Here is a 16,697-nt window from a genome sequence, read left to right on the forward strand (position 1 = left end):
GCAGGCTTCTTCCCAGGCAGCTATAAAAGAAGGGCGAAGTATACCCGAGCGTCCTGGCTGGCGGATCGCTATAATCGGCGGCTTTGTTTATGAGTGCGGAGTATCGGATGCGCGATCGACTGTTGGCTGCGGAGAAAGTGAAGGCCATCGATTGGCGCGATGGCACGCTGCACCTGCTCGATCAGCGTGCCTTGCCCTCCCGTGAAAGTTGGGTCGCGTGCGCCACGGTAGACGAAGTGGCTGCCGCGATTCGCGCCATGGTGGTGCGCGGTGCGTCGGCCATTGGTATCAGTGCGGCCTATGGCCTGGTGCTGGCCGCCCGCGCGCGTATGGCCGAGGGCGGCGACTGGCAGGCCGCGTGGGAAGAAGACTACGCACTGCTGGCCGATAGCCGCCCCACCGCCGCGAACTTGTTCTGGGCCCTCAAGAGCATGCGCGACCGCCTGGACCGTGTGAAGAAGCACGCCGACCCGCTCGCGGCGCTCGAAGCGCAAGCCATAGCGATCCACGACAGTGATCGCGAGGCCAACCTCACCATGGCTCAACTCGGCGTCGAGCTGATCCGCAAGCATCAGGGCAATGCCCAGGCGATCCTCACCCACGGCAATGCTGGCGCCTTGGCCAGCGGCGGCGTGGGTACGGCCCTTGGCGTGATCCGCGCGGCGTTTCTGGAAGGCATGGTCGAACAGGTCTACGTCAACGAAACCCGCCCCTGGCTGCAAGGCTCGCGCCTCACGGCCTGGGAGTTGGCGGGCGAAGGCATTCCGGTCACGGTCAATGCCGACTCGGCCGGCGCGCATATCCTTAAGACCAAGGGCATCACCTGGGTGATCGTCGGTGCCGATTGCATCGCGGCCAATGGCGATGTGATCAGCAAGATCGGCACGTACCAGTTGGCGGTGTGCGCCATGCACCACGGTGTGCGCTTTATGGTGGTGGCACCGAGTTCGGCGCTGGACCTGATGATGACCAGTGGCGATGATGTCGCCCTGGAAGCGCGCGATGTGGGCGAGTTGCTGGAGATTAACGGCCAGCGGTTGGCTGGGCCGGCGGTTAACCCAGTCTTCGATGTGACGCCGGCGGACCTGATCGATGTGATCGTGACCGAGAAAGGCGTCGTCGAGCGGCCCGATACGGTCAAGCTGGCCAAATTGATGTGCCGCAAGCGATTGCATTGAGGGGGGTGGGCGTTGCAAGTCAATAAAACCTTCAGATCCGCGCCCCCAAAAACGGTCTCCATCCGGCTCTGAGCCTCTCAGGTCCCCCACAAGCCTGTCATCCGTCAAATTACTAGCCTCCATGCGCATCAGGGGGATAGGTGCGTGGCGGCGATTGTGATAACATCCGGCGGTTTCCAGGGCTGCCCCGAGGGGTGGTCTATAACGTGCAGATCCGTGTCATAACTCGTTGATTTGTCGTAAGTCGTTGCCAGGCACTCTGCCGGCAGCGGCGAGCTTCGTTCGTCCCATATGGACGTGATGAGGTTTCACCCGAAAAAGGAATCAGGCTTCTCATGGGCGAACTGGCCAAAGAAATCCTCCCGGTCAATATCGAAGACGAGCTGAAACAGTCCTACCTTGACTACGCGATGAGCGTAATTGTCGGTCGGGCACTGCCTGATGCGCGCGATGGCTTGAAGCCCGTGCACCGGCGTGTGCTGTTCGCGATGAGCGAGCTGGGTAACGACTGGAACAAGCCGTACAAGAAATCTGCCCGTGTTGTCGGTGACGTGATCGGTAAGTATCACCCTCACGGCGACACCGCGGTGTACGACACCATCGTTCGGATGGCCCAGCCGTTTTCCCTGCGCTACCTGCTGGTAGACGGCCAGGGCAACTTCGGTTCGGTCGACGGCGACAACGCCGCTGCCATGCGATACACCGAAGTGCGCATGACCAAGCTGGCGCACGAGCTGCTGGCCGACCTGCATAAAGAAACCGTGGACTGGGTGCCGAACTACGACGGCACCGAAATGATCCCGGCTGTCATGCCTACCCGTATCCCCAACCTGCTGGTCAACGGTTCCAGCGGTATCGCCGTGGGCATGGCCACCAACATCCCGCCGCACAACCTCGGTGAAGTCATCGACGGTTGTCTGGCCCTTATCGACAACCCTGAGCTGACCGTCGATGAGCTGATGCAGTACATCCCGGGTCCGGACTTTCCGACCGCCGCGATCATCAACGGTCGCGCCGGCATCATCGAAGCCTATCGCACCGGTCGTGGCCGCATTTACATGCGCGCCCGCTCGATGATCGAAGACATCGACAAGGTCGGTGGTCGCCAGCAGATTGTCATCACCGAACTGCCGTACCAGCTGAACAAGGCACGTCTGATCGAGAAGATCGCCGAGCTGGTCAAAGAGAAGAAGCTCGAAGGCATCACCGAGCTGCGCGACGAGTCCGACAAAGACGGCATGCGCGTGGTGATCGAGCTGCGTCGTGGCGAAGTGCCGGAGGTGATCCTCAACAACCTCTACGCCCAGACCCAGCTGCAAAGCGTGTTTGGTATCAACGTCGTGGCCCTGATCGACGGTCGCCCGCGCATCCTGAACCTCAAGGATCTGCTGGAAGCCTTCGTCCGTCACCGTCGCGAAGTGGTGACCCGCCGTACCGTGTTCGAGCTGCGCAAGGCCCGCGAGCGCGGGCATATCCTGGAAGGTCAGGCGGTTGCGCTGTCGAACATCGACCCGGTCATCGCCCTGATCAAAGCCTCGCCAACCCCGTCGGAAGCCAAGGAAGCGCTGATCAGCACGCCTTGGGAATCCAGCGCCGTGGTGGCCATGGTTGAACGTGCCGGCGCCGACTCGTGCCGTCCGGAGACCCTGGACCCGCAATACGGTCTGCGCGAAGGCAAGTACTTCCTGTCGCCGGAACAGGCCCAGGCCATTCTGGAACTGCGCCTGCACCGCCTGACCGGTCTGGAGCACGAGAAGCTGCTGGCCGAGTACCAGGAAATTCTCAACCAGATCGGCGAGTTGATCCGTATCCTCAACAGCGCCGTGCGCCTGATGGAAGTGATCCGCGAAGAACTGGAAGTGATCCGCGCCGAATACGGCGATGTGCGCCGCACCGAAATCCTCGATGCGCGCCTCGACCTGACCCTGGGTGACATGATCCCGGAAGAAGAGCGCGTCGTGACCATCTCCCACGGTGGCTATGCCAAGACCCAGCCATTGGCGGCGTACCAGGCCCAGCGTCGTGGCGGTAAAGGCAAATCGGCGACCGGCGTGAAGGATGAGGACTACATCGCTCACCTGCTCGTCGCCAACAGCCACACCACGCTGCTGCTGTTCTCCAGCAAGGGCAAGGTGTACTGGCTCAAAACCTACGAAATCCCGGAAGCGTCCCGCGCTGCCCGTGGTCGTCCGCTGGTCAACCTGCTGCCGCTGGACAGTGATGAGTACATCACCACCATGCTGCCGGTCGAGGAATACACCGAAGGTCACTTCATCTTTATGGCGACCGCCAAAGGCACCGTGAAGAAGACCCCGCTGGAATCCTTCAGCCGCCAGCGCAGCGTGGGCCTGATCGCCCTGGAACTGGACGAAGGCGACGTACTGATCTCCGCAGCCATCACCGATGGCGAGCGTGAAGTCATGCTGTTCTCCGACGGCGGCAAGGTCACGCGCTTCAAGGAATCCGACGTTCGCGCCATGGGCCGTACCGCCCGCGGTGTGCGCGGCATGCGCCTGCCGGAAGGGCAGAAGCTGATTTCGATGCTGATCCCGGAAGAAGGCAGCCAGATCCTCACCGCTTCCGAGCGTGGTTATGGCAAGCGCACTGCAATCAGCGAGTTCCCGGAGTATAAGCGTGGCGGACAGGGCGTGATTGCCATGGTCAGCAACGACCGCAACGGCCGTCTGGTCGGCGCGGTCCAGGTGCTTGATGGCGAGGAAATCATGCTGATTTCCGACCAGGGCACCCTGGTACGTACCCGCGTGGCTGAAGTGTCGAGCCTGGGCCGTAACACCCAGGGCGTGACCCTGATCAAGCTGGCCAAGGACGAGAAGCTGGTCGGCCTGGAGCGTGTTCAGGAGCCATCGGAAGTCGAAGGCGAAGAGTTGGAAGGCGAGGAGTTTGACGGCGAAGTGATCGCAGCCGGCGATGACAACGTCGACGAGCCAACCCTCGACGCTGCCGCAGACGAAGAAGAACCGCAGGAATAAGCGGACACACAGGGGGCGGATGAAGATTCGCCCCCTTGTTGTTTGTCCCGTCTGAAAGTATTGAAATACCCGTTTATTGCACCACCCCACCAGATCAGAGTGAGATTGGATGTGAGCAAGAGAGCCTATAACTTCTGTGCCGGTCCCGCGGCGCTTCCTGAAGCAGTCCTGCAGCGTGCGCAGGGTGAACTCCTCGACTGGCATGGAAAAGGCCTCTCCGTGATGGAAATGAGCCATCGCAGCGATGAGTTCGTGTCCATTGCCACCAAGGCCGAGCAGGATCTGCGCGACTTGCTGGACATCCCATCCGACTACAAAGTGCTGTTCCTGCAAGGTGGCGCCAGCCAGCAGTTCGCCCAGATCCCGTTGAACCTGCTGCCGGAAGACGGCACGGCCGACTACATCGACACCGGTATCTGGGGCCAGAAGGCCATTGAAGAGGCCTCGCGCTACGGTCACGTCAACGTGGCAGGCACCGCCAAGCCCTACGACTACTTCGCCATTCCCGGTCAGAACGAGTGGAAGCTCTCGAAAGACGCGGCCTACGTTCACTACGTTGCGAACGAAACCATCGGTGGCCTGGAGTTCGACTGGGTGCCGGAAGTCGGTGACGTGCCGCTGGTGTGCGACATGTCCTCGGACATTCTGTCGCGCCCGATCGACGTGTCCAAATACGGCATGATCTACGCCGGCGCGCAGAAGAACATCGGCCCGAGCGGCATTGTGGTCAACATTGTGCGCGAAGACCTGCTGGGTCGCGCCCGCTCCCTGTGCCCGACCATGCTCAACTTCAAGGTCGCGGCCGATAACGGCTCGATGTACAACACCCCGCCGGCATTCGCCTGGTACCTCTCCGGCCTGGTCTTCGAATGGCTCAAGGAGCAGGGCGGTGTGGCGGCCATGGGCAAGCTCAACGAAGTGAAGAAGCGCACCCTTTACGACTTCATCGACGCCAGCGGCCTGTACAGCAACCCGATCAACCTGACGGACCGCTCGTGGATGAACGTGCCGTTCCGCCTGGCTGATGACCGTCTGGACAAGCCATTCCTGGCCGGCGCCGACGCGCGCGGCCTGTTGAACCTCAAGGGCCACCGTTCGGTAGGCGGCATGCGCGCCTCCATCTACAACGCCGTGGACATCCACGCGATCAACGCGCTGGTTGCCTACATGGCAGAGTTCGAAAAGGAACACGGCTAATGTCTGAGCAAGAACTCAAGGCCCTGCGGGTACGCATTGACAGCCTGGACGAGAAAGTCCTGGAGTTGATCAGTGAGCGTGCACGCTGCGCCCAGGAAGTGGCACGGGTCAAAATGGCATCCCTGGCGGAAGGCGAGGTACCGGTGTTCTACCGTCCCGAGCGCGAGGCCCAGGTGCTCAAGCGCGTGATGGAGCGCAACAAGGGGCCGTTGGGCAACGAAGAGATGGCGCGCTTGTTCCGCGAAATCATGTCTTCGTGCCTGGCCCTGGAACAGCCGCTGAAAGTCGCGTACCTCGGCCCCGAGGGCACGTTCACCCAGGCGGCGGCCATGAAACACTTCGGCCACGCGGTGATCAGCAAGCCGATGGCGGCCATCGACGAAGTGTTTCGCGAAGTGGCGGCCGGTGCGGTGAACTTTGGCGTGGTGCCGGTGGAAAACTCCACCGAAGGCGCGGTCAACCACACGCTGGACAGCTTCCTTGAGCACGACATGGTGATCTGCGGCGAAGTCGAGCTGCGCATCCACCACCACCTGCTGGTGGGCGAGAACACCAAGACCGATAGCATCAGCCGCATCTATTCCCACGCCCAGTCCCTGGCCCAGTGCCGCAAATGGCTGGACGCGCATTACCCGAATGTCGAGCGCGTGGCGGTGTCCAGCAACGCCGAAGCGGCCAAACGGGTCAAGGGTGAGTGGAACTCGGCGGCGATTGCCGGTGACATGGCCGCTGGCCTGTATGGCTTGACGCGCCTGGCCGAAAAGATCGAAGACCGCCCGGACAACTCCACGCGCTTTTTGATGATCGGCAGTCAGGAAGTACCGCCGACCGGCGACGACAAGACCTCGATCATCGTCTCCATGAGCAACAAGCCCGGCGCGCTGCATGAGCTGCTGGTGCCGTTCCACGACAACGGGATTGACCTGACACGCATCGAGACCCGGCCTTCGCGCAGCGGTAAATGGACCTACGTGTTCTTTATCGACTTCATCGGCCATCACCGCGACCCGCTGGTCAAAGGTGTGCTGGAGAAAATCAGTCAGGAAGCCGTGGCGCTCAAAGTGCTGGGCTCTTACCCGAAAGCGGTTTTGTGAGGCGTTAACATGAGTGGCAACTTCCTCGCCCTGGCTCAGCCGGGCGTGCAACAACTGTCGCCTTACGTTCCGGGCAAGCCTGTGGACGAGCTGGCGCGTGAGTTGAACCTGGACCCGGCCAAGATCGTCAAGCTGGCCAGTAACGAGAACCCGCTGGGTCCGAGTCCCAAGGTGTTGGCGGCGATCCGTGAAGACCTCGCGGAGCTGACGCGCTACCCGGACGGTAATGGTTTCGCCCTCAAGTCGCTGTTGGCGCAAAAGTGCCGCGTCGAGCTGAACCAGGTGACCCTGGGTAACGGTTCCAACGACATTCTTGAACTGGTCGGTCGTGCCTACCTGGCGCCGGGTTTGAATGCGGTGTTCAGCGAGCACGCGTTTGCCGTCTACCCGATAGTGACCCAGGCGGTGGGCGCCGACGCCCGCGTCATTCCCGCCAAAGACTGGGGGCATGACCTGCCGGCGATGCTGGCGGCCATCGACGCGCACACCCGCGTCGTGTTTATCGCCAACCCGAACAACCCGACCGGGACCTGGTTCGACGCCGAGGCGCTGAACGACTTCCTGCAGGACGTGCCGGAGCACGTTCTGGTGGTACTGGACGAGGCCTACATCGAGTACGCCGAGGGCAGCGACCTGCCGGACGGCCTGGACTTCCTGGCGGCGTATCCGAACCTGCTGGTGTCGCGCACCTTTTCCAAGGCTTATGGCCTGGCGTCTCTGCGGGTTGGCTATGGCCTGTCCTCGGCGGTGGTCGCCGACGTGCTGAACCGCGTGCGCCAGCCGTTTAACGTCAACAGCCTTGCCCTCGCGGCGGCCTGTGCGGCGCTGCAGGATGCCGAGTACCTGGAAGAAGGTCGACGCATCAACGAAAGCGGCATGCTGCAGTTGCAGGAAGGCTTCCGTGCGCTGGACCTGAGCTGGATTCCGTCCAAGGGCAACTTCATCTGCGTCGACCTCGGTCAAGTCGCCGCCCCGGTATTCCAGGGGTTGCTGGGCGAAGGCGTGATCGTGCGTCCGGTGGCCAACTACGGCATGCCGAACCACCTGCGCATCACCATCGGCTTGCCGGCTGAAAACAGCCGTTTCCTGGAGGCGCTGGCCAAGGTTCTGGCTCGTGGTTGATGTCACTGCATTGCAACCTGCTGTGCCTATGATCGGTCGCCTGGTAGTGGTCGGTCTGGGGTTGATCGGCGGCTCCTTCGCCAAAGGCCTGCGTGAAAGCGGGCTGTGTGGCGAGGTGGTCGGTGTGGACCTGGATCCGCAATCGCGCAAGTTGGCGGTTGAACTGGGCGTAGTGGATCGCTGCGAGGCTGACCTGGCGCTCGCGTGCCGCGGCGCCGATGTGATCCAGCTCGCCGTGCCGATCCTGGCCATGGAAAAGTTGCTGGCGTTGTTGGCCGGCATGGACCTGGGGCAGGCGATCCTTACCGATGTCGGCAGTGCCAAAGGCAATGTGGTGCACGCGGCGCAACTGGCGTTTGGCGGCATGCCTGCGCGTTTCGTGCCGGGGCATCCGATTGCCGGCTCCGAGCAGAGTGGGGTCGAGGCCTCCAATGCGCAGCTGTTCCGCCGGCATAAAGTCATTCTCACACCGCTCGAGCAAACCGATCCGGCCGCGTTGGCGGTGGTGGATCGGCTCTGGCGCGAGCTGGGTGCGGATGTGGAGCACATGCAGGTCGAGCGTCACGACGAAGTGTTGGCGGCGACCAGCCATCTTCCGCATTTGCTGGCGTTCGGTCTGGTGGATTCGCTGGCCAAACGCAACGAGAACCTCGAGATTTTCCGTTACGCCGCCGGTGGCTTTCGCGATTTCACGCGCATCGCCGGCAGCGATCCTGTGATGTGGCACGATATCTTTCTCGCCAATCGCGAAGCGGTGTTGCGCACCCTGGACACCTTCCGCAGCGACCTCGACGCCTTGCGCGATGCGGTCGATGCAGGGGATGGTCATCAATTATTGGGTGTGTTCACCCGTGCGCGGGTGGCGCGTGAGCATTTCAGCAAGATCCTGGCACGCCGGGCCTATATGGAAACCGCTGTGAACGCCGATGACCTGATCTTCGTCGCCAACCCGGGGGGCCGCTTGAGCGGGCGTATTCGGGTGCCGGGTGACAAGTCGATCTCCCACCGGTCGATCATGCTGGGTTCGTTGGCCGAAGGTGTGACCGAGATCGAAGGGTTCCTGGAAGGCGAAGATGCCCTGGCCACCTTGCAGGCGTTCCGCGACATGGGCGTGGTCATTGAAGGCCCGCACCATGGGCGCGTGACCATTCATGGCGTGGGTTTGCATGGCTTGAAAGCGCCGCCGGGGCCGATCTATCTGGGCAACTCCGGTACGTCCATGCGCTTGCTGTCCGGGTTGCTGGCGGCGCAGCGCTTCGACAGCGTATTGACGGGCGACGCGTCGTTGTCCAAGCGCCCGATGAGCCGCGTGGCAGAGCCGTTGCGGGCAATGGGCGCGGTGATCGAAACCGGCCCGCAAGGGCGTCCGCCGCTGACCATTCGTGGCGGCCAAACGCTCAAGGGCATGCGCTATGCGCTGCCGATGGCCAGCGCCCAGGTTAAATCCTGCCTGTTGCTGGCCGGGTTGTACGCCGAAGGCCAAACCGCGGTCACCGAGCCTGCGCCCACCCGAGACCATACCGAGCGCATGCTGCGCGGGTTTGGTTATCCGGTGGCGGTGGAGTGGGCGACCGCGTCGGTCGAATCGGGCCATGTGCTTAAGGCGGCCCATATTGAAGTGCCGGGGGACATTTCCTCGTCGGCGTTCTTCCTGGTGGCGGCGTCGATCGCCGAGGGTTCTGAGCTGCTGCTGGAGCATGTGGGCGTCAATCCTACGCGTACCGGGGTGATCGATATCCTGCGCTTGATGGGGGCCGATATCCGCCTGGAAAACCTGCGTGAAGTGGGTGGCGAACCGGTCGCCGACCTGCGTGTACGCGCAGCGCCACTCAAAGGCATCGAGATTCCTGAAGCCCTGGTGCCATTGGCGATTGATGAGTTCCCGGTGCTGTTTGTCGCGGCGGCCTGTGCGCAGGGGCGCACCGTTTTGCGCGGCGCCGCAGAGCTGCGCGTGAAGGAGTCTGACCGCATCCAGGCGATGGCCGACGGTCTGCTGGCGCTGGGGGTCAAGTGTGAACCGACCCCGGATGGGATTATCATTGAGGGTGGCCTGATCGGCGGCGGCGATGTGCATGCCCAGGGTGATCATCGCATTGCCATGGCGTTCAGCGTGGCATCCCTGAGGGCCGCGGCGCCTATTCGTATCCATGACTGTGCCAATGTTGCTACGTCTTTTCCGAACTTTCTGACACTGTGTGCCGATGTCGGCATCCGTGTTGCCCAAGAGGCTCAATTGTGAATATCAAACCACCGGTGATTACCATCGACGGGCCAAGCGGCTCGGGCAAAGGCACGATCGCCGGCATCCTGGCCAAGCGTCTGGGCTGGTGCTTGCTGGATTCCGGCGCGCTGTACCGTCTGCTGGCGTTTGCGGCGCGTAACCACGGCGTCGACCTGACCAACGAAGAGTCCCTGAAGCTGCTGGCGGCGCACCTGGATGTCCAGTTCGTCGGCGCGACGGAAGGTCATCCGCAACGCATCATCCTCGAAGGCGATGATGTAACGGACGATCTGCGTAACGAGCAAGTCGGTTCCTGGGCCTCCCAGGTCGCCGCGCTGCCGGCCGTGCGTGAGGCGTTGCTGCAGCGCCAGCGCGCTTTCCAGGAGTTGCCGGGGTTGGTCGCCGATGGTCGCGACATGGGCACGGTAGTGTTTCCCGAGGCGCCCTTGAAGATTTTCCTGACGGCCAGCGCCGAGGAGCGCGCTCGCCGCCGCTACTTGCAGTTGAAGGGCAAAGTCGATGGTGTTAGTCTGTCGAGTCTGCTAGATGAGATCCGTGCACGCGATGAGCGTGATACCCAGCGTGCAGTAGCCCCGCTCAAGCCGGCGGCTGATGCCATACAGCTGGATTCCACGGAGTTGTCCATCGAGCAGGTGCTGGAACGCATCTTGAGTGAAATCGCCATTCGCGATATCGCCGGGTGATCAAGAAGGCCGCAGGGGACCAGTCATAGTCCTGCGGTGGCTTCTTTTAACTGAAACTGACCCACACCGTCTGGGGTGTGGAGATGGGCGTATTCTTCGCCCTTATCAACAGGAATTAAAATGAGCGAAAGCTTTGCGGAACTCTTTGAAGAAAGCCTAAAAACCCTGAACCTTCAGGCAGGCTCCATCATCACCGGTGTTATCGTTGATATCGATTACCAAGCTCGCTGGGTAACCGTTCACGCTGGTCTGAAGTCTGAAGCTCTGATCCCGCTGGAACAGTTCTACAACGATGCTGGCGATCTGACAATCAATGTCGGTGACGAAGTTCACGTTGCTCTGGACTCGGTTGAAGACGGTTTCGGTGAAACCAAGCTGTCCCGTGAAAAAGCCAAGCGCGCTGAATGCTGGATTGTTCTCGAAGCAGCCTTCGCAGCTGAAGAAGTGGTCAAGGGCGTTATCAACGGTAAGGTTAAAGGCGGCTTCACTGTCGACGTTAACGGCATCCGTGCGTTCCTGCCAGGTTCTTTGGTCGACGTTCGTCCTGTGCGCGACACCACGCATCTGGAAGGCAAAGAACTCGAATTCAAGGTCATCAAACTCGACCAGAAGCGCAACAACGTTGTCGTTTCCCGTCGCAGCGTCCTGGAAGCAGAGAACTCCGCCGAGCGTGAAGCTCTGCTGGAATCCCTGCAGGAAGGCCAACAAGTCAAAGGTATCGTCAAAAACCTCACCGATTACGGCGCATTCGTCGATCTGGGTGGCGTCGATGGCCTGCTGCATATTACCGACATGGCTTGGAAGCGTATCAAGCATCCTTCCGAAATCGTCAACGTTGGCGACGAGATTGATGTCAAGGTTCTGAAATACGATCGCGAACGCAACCGTGTTTCCCTGGGCCTGAAGCAACTGGGTGAAGACCCATGGGTTGCTATCAAAGCCCGTTACCCAGAAAGCACCCGTGTTACCGCGCGTGTTACCAACCTGACCGACTACGGCTGCTTCGCAGAGCTGGAAGAAGGCGTGGAAGGCCTGGTACACGTTTCCGAAATGGACTGGACCAACAAAAACATCCACCCTTCGAAAGTCGTACAAGTCGGCGACGAAGTGGAAGTTATGGTTCTGGACATCGACGAAGAGCGTCGTCGTATCTCCCTGGGCATCAAGCAGTGCAAATCTAACCCATGGGAAGATTTCTCTGGCCAGTTCAACAAGGGCGATAAAATCTCCGGCACCATCAAGTCGATCACCGATTTCGGTATCTTCATTGGTCTGGACGGCGGCATCGACGGCCTGGTTCACCTGTCCGACATCTCCTGGAACGAAGTGGGCGAAGAAGCTGTTCGTCGTTTCAAGAAGGGCGACGAGCTGGACACCGTTATCCTGTCGGTTGACCCAGAGCGCGAGCGCATCTCCCTGGGTATCAAGCAACTGGAAAGCGATCCGTTCTCCGAGTACGTTCAAGAGAACGACAAAGGCGCCATCGTTAAAGGCACTGTGAAAGAAGTTGACGCCAAAGGCGCCATCATCGTTCTGGCCGACGATATCGAAGCGACTCTGAAAGCCTCCGAAATCAGCCGTGACCGCGTTGAAGACGCGCGCAACGTTCTGAAAGAAGGCCAGGAAGTAGAAGCCAAGATCATCAGCGTTGACCGCAAGAGCCGCGTAATCCAACTCTCCATCAAGTCTAAAGACGAAGTGGAAGAGAAAGAAGCCATCCAGAGCCTGAAATCCGCTCCGGAAGCTGCACAAGGCGAGACCACCATGGCCTCCCTGCTGCGCGAAGCAATGGCTAAACAGAACTAAGTTCTGTAAAGCTGTAAAAAGGGCGACTTCGGTCGCCCTTTTTTGTACCTGAAATTCGTTGAATCAACACAGGAGAACCATTACTCATAGCCCGCTGTCAGAACTGGCTATAGTCTTGATAAAAGCGCTCCCGTGTCATGGCTTCAATAAGGATTTCAATGAACAAGCTTATCGTAGTGCTCGTAGTGGTAATGCTTGCAGGCTGCTCTGTTACCAGTGCCAAGACCCACGCGAGGCGTGGCGTCAGCGGCATCCAGGTAGATTGCTCTGGCCTGGGTAATAGCTGGGAGAAGTGCGAGAAGCGCGCCGCCCGAGAATGCAAGATGCAGGGCTACAAGATTATCACCAGGTCCAGCGATGCCAAGGACGAAGAGGGCGACTATCTGTTCGGCTGGAACCCTGCTGGCGCAGTCGCCCGCACCATGCTGGTGATCTGCAATTGAGAGCGATGCATGTGCTCTGTGGGTGTTTATTTAACCCGCAGATAAGTTTATGTATGGGCTGTTCAAATTCATCAAGTCATGCTAAAACCTTCGAAGCGCTTTTCCTAGCTGCTTGAAAAAGAAGGGAAAAATATGACGAAGTCGGAGTTGATCGAACGAATTGTCACCCATCAAGGGCTGCTCTCATCCAAGGATGTGGAGCTGGCTATCAAGACCATGCTTGAACAAATGTCTCAGTGCCTGGCGACTGGGGATCGGATTGAGATTCGTGGGTTTGGGAGCTTTTCGCTGCACTACCGCGCGCCAAGGGTAGGGCGGAATCCCAAGACTGGGCAGTCGGTGAGTCTGGATGGGAAATTTGTGCCTCATTTCAAGCCGGGGAAGGAGTTGCGGGATCGGGTTAATGAGGATGAGGACTCAGGCGTCTGAGTAGCTTCAGAAACAGGAGAAAATTATGCATAAAGCTAAGCGCTTTTTGTCGGGGGTAGTAATTTTATTATTGACGCTTGTGATTTTGGCGTTTGTCTTGGAAAATCAGCAGGTTTTAGCGCTGTCGTTTTTTGGCTGGTCTACTGCTGGGGTTCCTGTTTCTGTGATTCTGGTGCTGACATTCATTGCTGGTATGATTATCGGGCCGGCGCTAGGGTGGCTATTAAACCGTAAAAGCACTCATCCAAAACACTAATCAATCTTTCTTGTCAAATTAATCATCTGATTGAGGTGTTGATAGCCCTTCGTTAGGGGTGATGACTTTATTGCTACCTTCTTGGTGCGTCTCCTACGAAATGGCGCCTATCATGTCAGCAAGTTACCGAATTTGGAGTCTTTTACGCGCTCGCTCACGAAGCTTTCATGCAGCGGTGATCTGAAGCCACGAGCGCCATCTGGTCGGTAAATTTAAGGTGCTTAAGCATGCAATTTCCATCTTCCATGCTTTCGAGTGCCAGATCGCTAAAAATAAAATTTCAATACTAGTATAATAAAGCGTCGTTATTTTTGCGGCTGGACTATTTTATTTTTCTGTGATGATGGCCTGTTAAGTTTTTTTGTTTTTAGTGAGAATGGTTTTCATCCTTTGTTCTGCATCTGCGGGGTGAAAGCATAAAGGTAAAATGGCTTTATAAAAATCGCAGAGGCGATTTTTACGACAACGGATTAATGGAAATACACATGCTAAAACTGGACGACATCAAACTGGCTGTAATAGGCCTTGGTTACGTGGGTTTGCCACTGGCTGTTGAGTTTGGCAAGCAGCGCCCAGTGATCGGATTTGACATCAACCAAGCAAGGATTGATGCGCTGAAGGCTGGGCACGACGCCACGTTGGAAGTCTGTGCTGCGGAGCTGAAAGAGGCTGGTTTTTTGTCGTTCAGTTCGGATCAAAAAGACCTAGTGGCTTGTAATATCTACATCGTCACAGTGCCGACGCCGATCGATACTTACAAGCAACCGGACCTGACGCCCCTGATCAAGGCTTCGGAAATGCTAGGTAGAGTGTTAAAGAAAGGCAATATTGTTATCTATGAGTCTACGGTTTATCCCGGTGCCACCGAAGAAGTCTGTGTTCCTGTGCTGGAAAAAGCTTCAGGCTTGAAGTTTAACAGTGATTTTTATGCTGGCTATAGTCCGGAGCGAATTAATCCAGGTGATAAAGTTCACCGATTGACAACTATCAAGAAGGTGACTGCCGGTTCGACTGCAGATGTAGCCGAGTTGGTGGATAGGCTTTATAATCAAGTTGTGATCGCGGGCACGCACAAGGCTTCCAGTATCAAAGTGGCCGAAGCTGCCAAGGTGATTGAAAATACTCAGCGTGACTTGAATATTGCTTTGATAAACGAGTTGGCAATTATATTCAATAAGATGGGGATTGATACCGAAGCGGTCTTAGAGGCGGCGGGAACGAAGTGGAACTTTCTGCCATTCAGGCCAGGGTTGGTTGGCGGGCACTGCATTGGTGTCGACCCTTACTATCTGACGCACAAGGCGCAATCGATCGGATATCACCCGGAAATTATATTGGCCGGACGCAGGTTGAATGACGGAATGGGGGCGTACGTTGTCTCGCAAATGGTCAAGGCCATGCTCAAGAAGCAGATTCAGGTAGACGGTGCGCGTATTCTTTTGATGGGTCTCGCGTTCAAGGAAAATTGCCCTGATCTAAGAAATACCCGCATAGTCGATATCGTTAGCGAGCTGGCTGAATACAACATCGCTGTCGACGTTTATGATCCTTGGGTGAGCAAGGAAGAGGCTGAGAAAGAGTATGGCATTCGTACTATAGCGGCTCCCGACGAGTCTGCGTACGATGGTGTGATATTGGCAGTAGCACATGAAGAATTCCGCCAGGCGGGCGTAGCAAAAATACGCAGTTACGGCAAGACAAAGCACGTACTTTATGACCTCAAGTATCTGTTGAAGGCCGAAGAGTCTGATTTGCGTCTATAGAACGCTCGGTTGAGATAATTGGTAGGGGAGGTGAAGCATGAATGGATATAAGAAGCTTCTTTTGGAAATTTCGACGTCACCAAAAAAATGGTTGGTGACTGGTGTTGCCGGTTTTATTGGATCGAATCTTCTGGAAACACTGCTGTTGGCCGAGCAGTGGGTGGTAGGAATAGACAATTTTTCTACGGGGCACAAGAAAAATCTTGAAGAAGTGCAAGGTATTGTCAGCGCCGAACAATGGGCGCGCTTTACCTTTGTCGAAGGTGATATAAGGTCACTGGAGGATTGCAACTCAGTCTGTCAGGGGGTTGACTACATCTTGCATCAAGCGGCCTTAGGATCTGTTCCGCGCTCCATTGATGACCCGATTAACACCAATAGTACCAATATTGATGGTTTTCTCAACATGTTGGTTGCTGCCAAAGGTGCGGGGGTGAAAAGCTTCACTTATGCAGCCAGTAGCTCCACTTACGGCGATCACCCTGGGTTGCCTAAGGTTGAGGCTATCATTGGCAAGCCTATTTCTCCCTACGCTGTGACAAAGTATGTAAACGAACTCTATGCTGATGTATTTTCCCGCTGCTACGGTTTCAACACTGTAGGCCTGCGCTATTTTAACGTTTTCGGTAAGCGCCAAGATCCCAATGGTGCTTATGCAGCGGTTATCCCGAAGTGGATTTCCTCGATGATATCCGGTGAGGATATCTATGTTAACGGTGATGGTGAAACCAGTCGGGATTTCTGTTTCATCGAGAATACTGTCCAGGCCAACTTGCTCGCGGCGACCAGTACAAGCGCTGAATCCTTAAACCAAGTCTATAATGTCGCTGTGGGTGACCGTACGACATTGAACCAATTGTTTGCGTTGCTGGCTGCAGAACTTTCCAAGAATGCTGTTGTTTGCCAGCGTAGTCCGGAATATCGAGACTTCAGGGCGGGCGATGTCAAGCACTCGCAAGCTGACATAGGGAAAGTCAAGGCACTGTTGGGATATGCCCCCGAGTATAGTGTGGAGCAAGGTATTGCGGTGGCAATGCCTTGGTACGTTAACGCCTTGGCGCAAGGTGTGAAATGAATAGCTTAGAGTGGGTCAGCTTTCCACCCCTGGGCGATGAACGGGGGTCTCTGGTTGCGATAGAGGCGGAGAAGACCGTTCCCTTTGAGATTAAAAGGGTCTATTACATCTTCGGTACACAAGAGAGTGTGGCTAGAGGTTTTCATGCGCATCGCAATCTGAAGCAAGTAGCGGTGTGCGTGATAGGTCATTGTGAAATGATACTGGACAACGGCTCCGTCCGGAGTATGGCTAGGTTGGACTCGCCGACCAAAGGGTTGGTTATTGGGGATTTGGTTTGGCGAGAAATGCATAACTTCAGCGAAGATTGTGTATTGCTGGTCTTGGCCAGTGAGCATTATGACGAGGGTGATTACATAAGGGATTATGCCGAATTTTTGGCCGTCGTAGCGGATAGCCAGCCACCGGCCTGATGTAAA

General features: G+C 57.6%; 14 protein-coding genes. All 14 read left to right on the forward strand.

Features of this window, described 5'->3' with window-relative positions; genetic code table 11:
- Window positions 1–107: 107 nt before the first annotated feature.
- The 14 genes from mtnA (at window position 108) to PSH59_RS08215 (ending at window position 16,691) form a co-directional block, all read left to right on the forward strand.
- On the forward strand, window positions 108–1,178 hold the full coding sequence (mtnA, locus tag PSH59_RS08150; RefSeq protein ID WP_248076493.1) for an S-methyl-5-thioribose-1-phosphate isomerase: 1,071 nt from the start codon (window positions 108–110) through the stop codon (window positions 1,176–1,178).
- Window positions 1,179–1,513: 335 nt separating this feature from the next.
- Window positions 1,514–4,168 (forward strand): DNA gyrase subunit A, encoded by a 2,655-nt coding sequence (gyrA, locus tag PSH59_RS08155; protein ID WP_248076491.1) that lies wholly within the window; start codon window positions 1,514–1,516, stop codon window positions 4,166–4,168.
- Between the two features lie 111 nt (window positions 4,169–4,279).
- Entirely contained in the window at window positions 4,280–5,365 is a 1,086-nt protein-coding gene (gene serC / locus PSH59_RS08160) for a 3-phosphoserine/phosphohydroxythreonine transaminase (protein ID WP_248076488.1), read from the forward strand.
- A complete protein-coding gene (gene pheA, locus PSH59_RS08165) occupies window positions 5,365–6,459 on the forward strand; it encodes a prephenate dehydratase (RefSeq protein ID WP_003172650.1) in 1,095 nt (364 codons plus the stop codon). Before serC ends, pheA begins: the two co-directional genes overlap by 1 nt.
- Window positions 6,460–6,468: 9 nt before the next feature.
- On the forward strand, window positions 6,469–7,581 hold the full coding sequence (gene hisC / locus PSH59_RS08170) for a histidinol-phosphate transaminase (RefSeq protein ID WP_305394759.1): 1,113 nt from the start codon (window positions 6,469–6,471) through the stop codon (window positions 7,579–7,581).
- Between the two features lie 28 nt (window positions 7,582–7,609).
- A complete protein-coding gene (locus tag PSH59_RS08175; protein WP_305395277.1) occupies window positions 7,610–9,820 on the forward strand; it encodes a bifunctional prephenate dehydrogenase/3-phosphoshikimate 1-carboxyvinyltransferase in 2,211 nt (736 codons plus the stop codon).
- Complete coding sequence (gene cmk, locus PSH59_RS08180; RefSeq protein WP_248076484.1) at window positions 9,817–10,506, forward strand: (d)CMP kinase; 690 nt, start codon at window positions 9,817–9,819, stop codon at window positions 10,504–10,506. Before PSH59_RS08175 ends, cmk begins: the two co-directional genes overlap by 4 nt.
- A 120-nt stretch (window positions 10,507–10,626) precedes the next feature.
- Window positions 10,627–12,312 carry a 30S ribosomal protein S1 gene (gene rpsA / locus PSH59_RS08185; protein WP_016975322.1) on the forward strand — a complete coding sequence of 562 codons (1,686 nt, stop codon included), beginning with the start codon at window positions 10,627–10,629 and terminating at the stop codon, window positions 12,310–12,312.
- A gap of 158 nt (window positions 12,313–12,470) precedes the next feature.
- Entirely contained in the window at window positions 12,471–12,755 is a 285-nt protein-coding gene (locus tag PSH59_RS08190) for a hypothetical protein (protein WP_305394760.1), read from the forward strand.
- 132 nt (window positions 12,756–12,887) lie between these two features.
- Window positions 12,888–13,184 (forward strand): integration host factor subunit beta, encoded by a 297-nt coding sequence (gene ihfB / locus PSH59_RS08195; RefSeq protein ID WP_305394761.1) that lies wholly within the window; start codon window positions 12,888–12,890, stop codon window positions 13,182–13,184.
- Between the two features lie 25 nt (window positions 13,185–13,209).
- On the forward strand, window positions 13,210–13,440 hold the full coding sequence (locus PSH59_RS08200; RefSeq protein WP_305394762.1) for a DUF1049 domain-containing protein: 231 nt from the start codon (window positions 13,210–13,212) through the stop codon (window positions 13,438–13,440).
- A 485-nt stretch (window positions 13,441–13,925) separates the two neighbouring features.
- Entirely contained in the window at window positions 13,926–15,203 is a 1,278-nt protein-coding gene (tviB, locus tag PSH59_RS08205; RefSeq protein ID WP_305394763.1) for a Vi polysaccharide biosynthesis UDP-N-acetylglucosamine C-6 dehydrogenase TviB, read from the forward strand.
- A 37-nt stretch (window positions 15,204–15,240) separates the two neighbouring features.
- A complete protein-coding gene (locus PSH59_RS08210) occupies window positions 15,241–16,278 on the forward strand; it encodes an NAD-dependent epimerase/dehydratase family protein (protein WP_305394764.1) in 1,038 nt (345 codons plus the stop codon).
- The gene (locus tag PSH59_RS08215; RefSeq protein ID WP_305394765.1) at window positions 16,275–16,691 is read left to right on the forward strand and encodes an FdtA/QdtA family cupin domain-containing protein; all 417 of its coding nucleotides are present in this window, start codon (window positions 16,275–16,277) and stop codon (window positions 16,689–16,691) included. The genes PSH59_RS08210 and PSH59_RS08215 overlap by 4 nt, the downstream gene beginning before the upstream one ends.
- The last annotated feature ends 6 nt before the right edge of the window (window positions 16,692–16,697 follow it).

It is taken from the genome of Pseudomonas sp. FP2309, assembly GCF_030687575.1.
Taxonomy (GTDB): Bacteria; Pseudomonadota; Gammaproteobacteria; order Pseudomonadales; family Pseudomonadaceae; genus Aquipseudomonas.

What these genes read in the sequence shown, in the direction of transcription:
- mtnA (WP_248076493.1), top strand. Translation starts at nt 108, where the DNA reads ATGCGCGATCGACTGTTGGCTGCGGAGAAAGTGAAGGCCATCGATTGG.
- gyrA (WP_248076491.1), top strand. Translation starts at nt 1,514, where the DNA reads ATGGGCGAACTGGCCAAAGAAATCCTCCCGGTCAATATCGAAGACGAG.
- pheA (WP_003172650.1), top strand. Translation starts at nt 5,365, where the DNA reads ATGTCTGAGCAAGAACTCAAGGCCCTGCGGGTACGCATTGACAGCCTG.
- hisC (WP_305394759.1), top strand. Translation starts at nt 6,469, where the DNA reads ATGAGTGGCAACTTCCTCGCCCTGGCTCAGCCGGGCGTGCAACAACTG.
- PSH59_RS08175 (WP_305395277.1), top strand. Translation starts at nt 7,610, where the DNA reads ATGATCGGTCGCCTGGTAGTGGTCGGTCTGGGGTTGATCGGCGGCTCC.
- rpsA (WP_016975322.1), top strand. Translation starts at nt 10,627, where the DNA reads ATGAGCGAAAGCTTTGCGGAACTCTTTGAAGAAAGCCTAAAAACCCTG.
- PSH59_RS08190 (WP_305394760.1), top strand. Translation starts at nt 12,471, where the DNA reads ATGAACAAGCTTATCGTAGTGCTCGTAGTGGTAATGCTTGCAGGCTGC.
- ihfB (WP_305394761.1), top strand. Translation starts at nt 12,888, where the DNA reads ATGACGAAGTCGGAGTTGATCGAACGAATTGTCACCCATCAAGGGCTG.
- PSH59_RS08200 (WP_305394762.1), top strand. Translation starts at nt 13,210, where the DNA reads ATGCATAAAGCTAAGCGCTTTTTGTCGGGGGTAGTAATTTTATTATTG.
- tviB (WP_305394763.1), top strand. Translation starts at nt 13,926, where the DNA reads ATGCTAAAACTGGACGACATCAAACTGGCTGTAATAGGCCTTGGTTAC.
- PSH59_RS08210 (WP_305394764.1), top strand. Translation starts at nt 15,241, where the DNA reads ATGAATGGATATAAGAAGCTTCTTTTGGAAATTTCGACGTCACCAAAA.
- PSH59_RS08215 (WP_305394765.1), top strand. Translation starts at nt 16,275, where the DNA reads ATGAATAGCTTAGAGTGGGTCAGCTTTCCACCCCTGGGCGATGAACGG.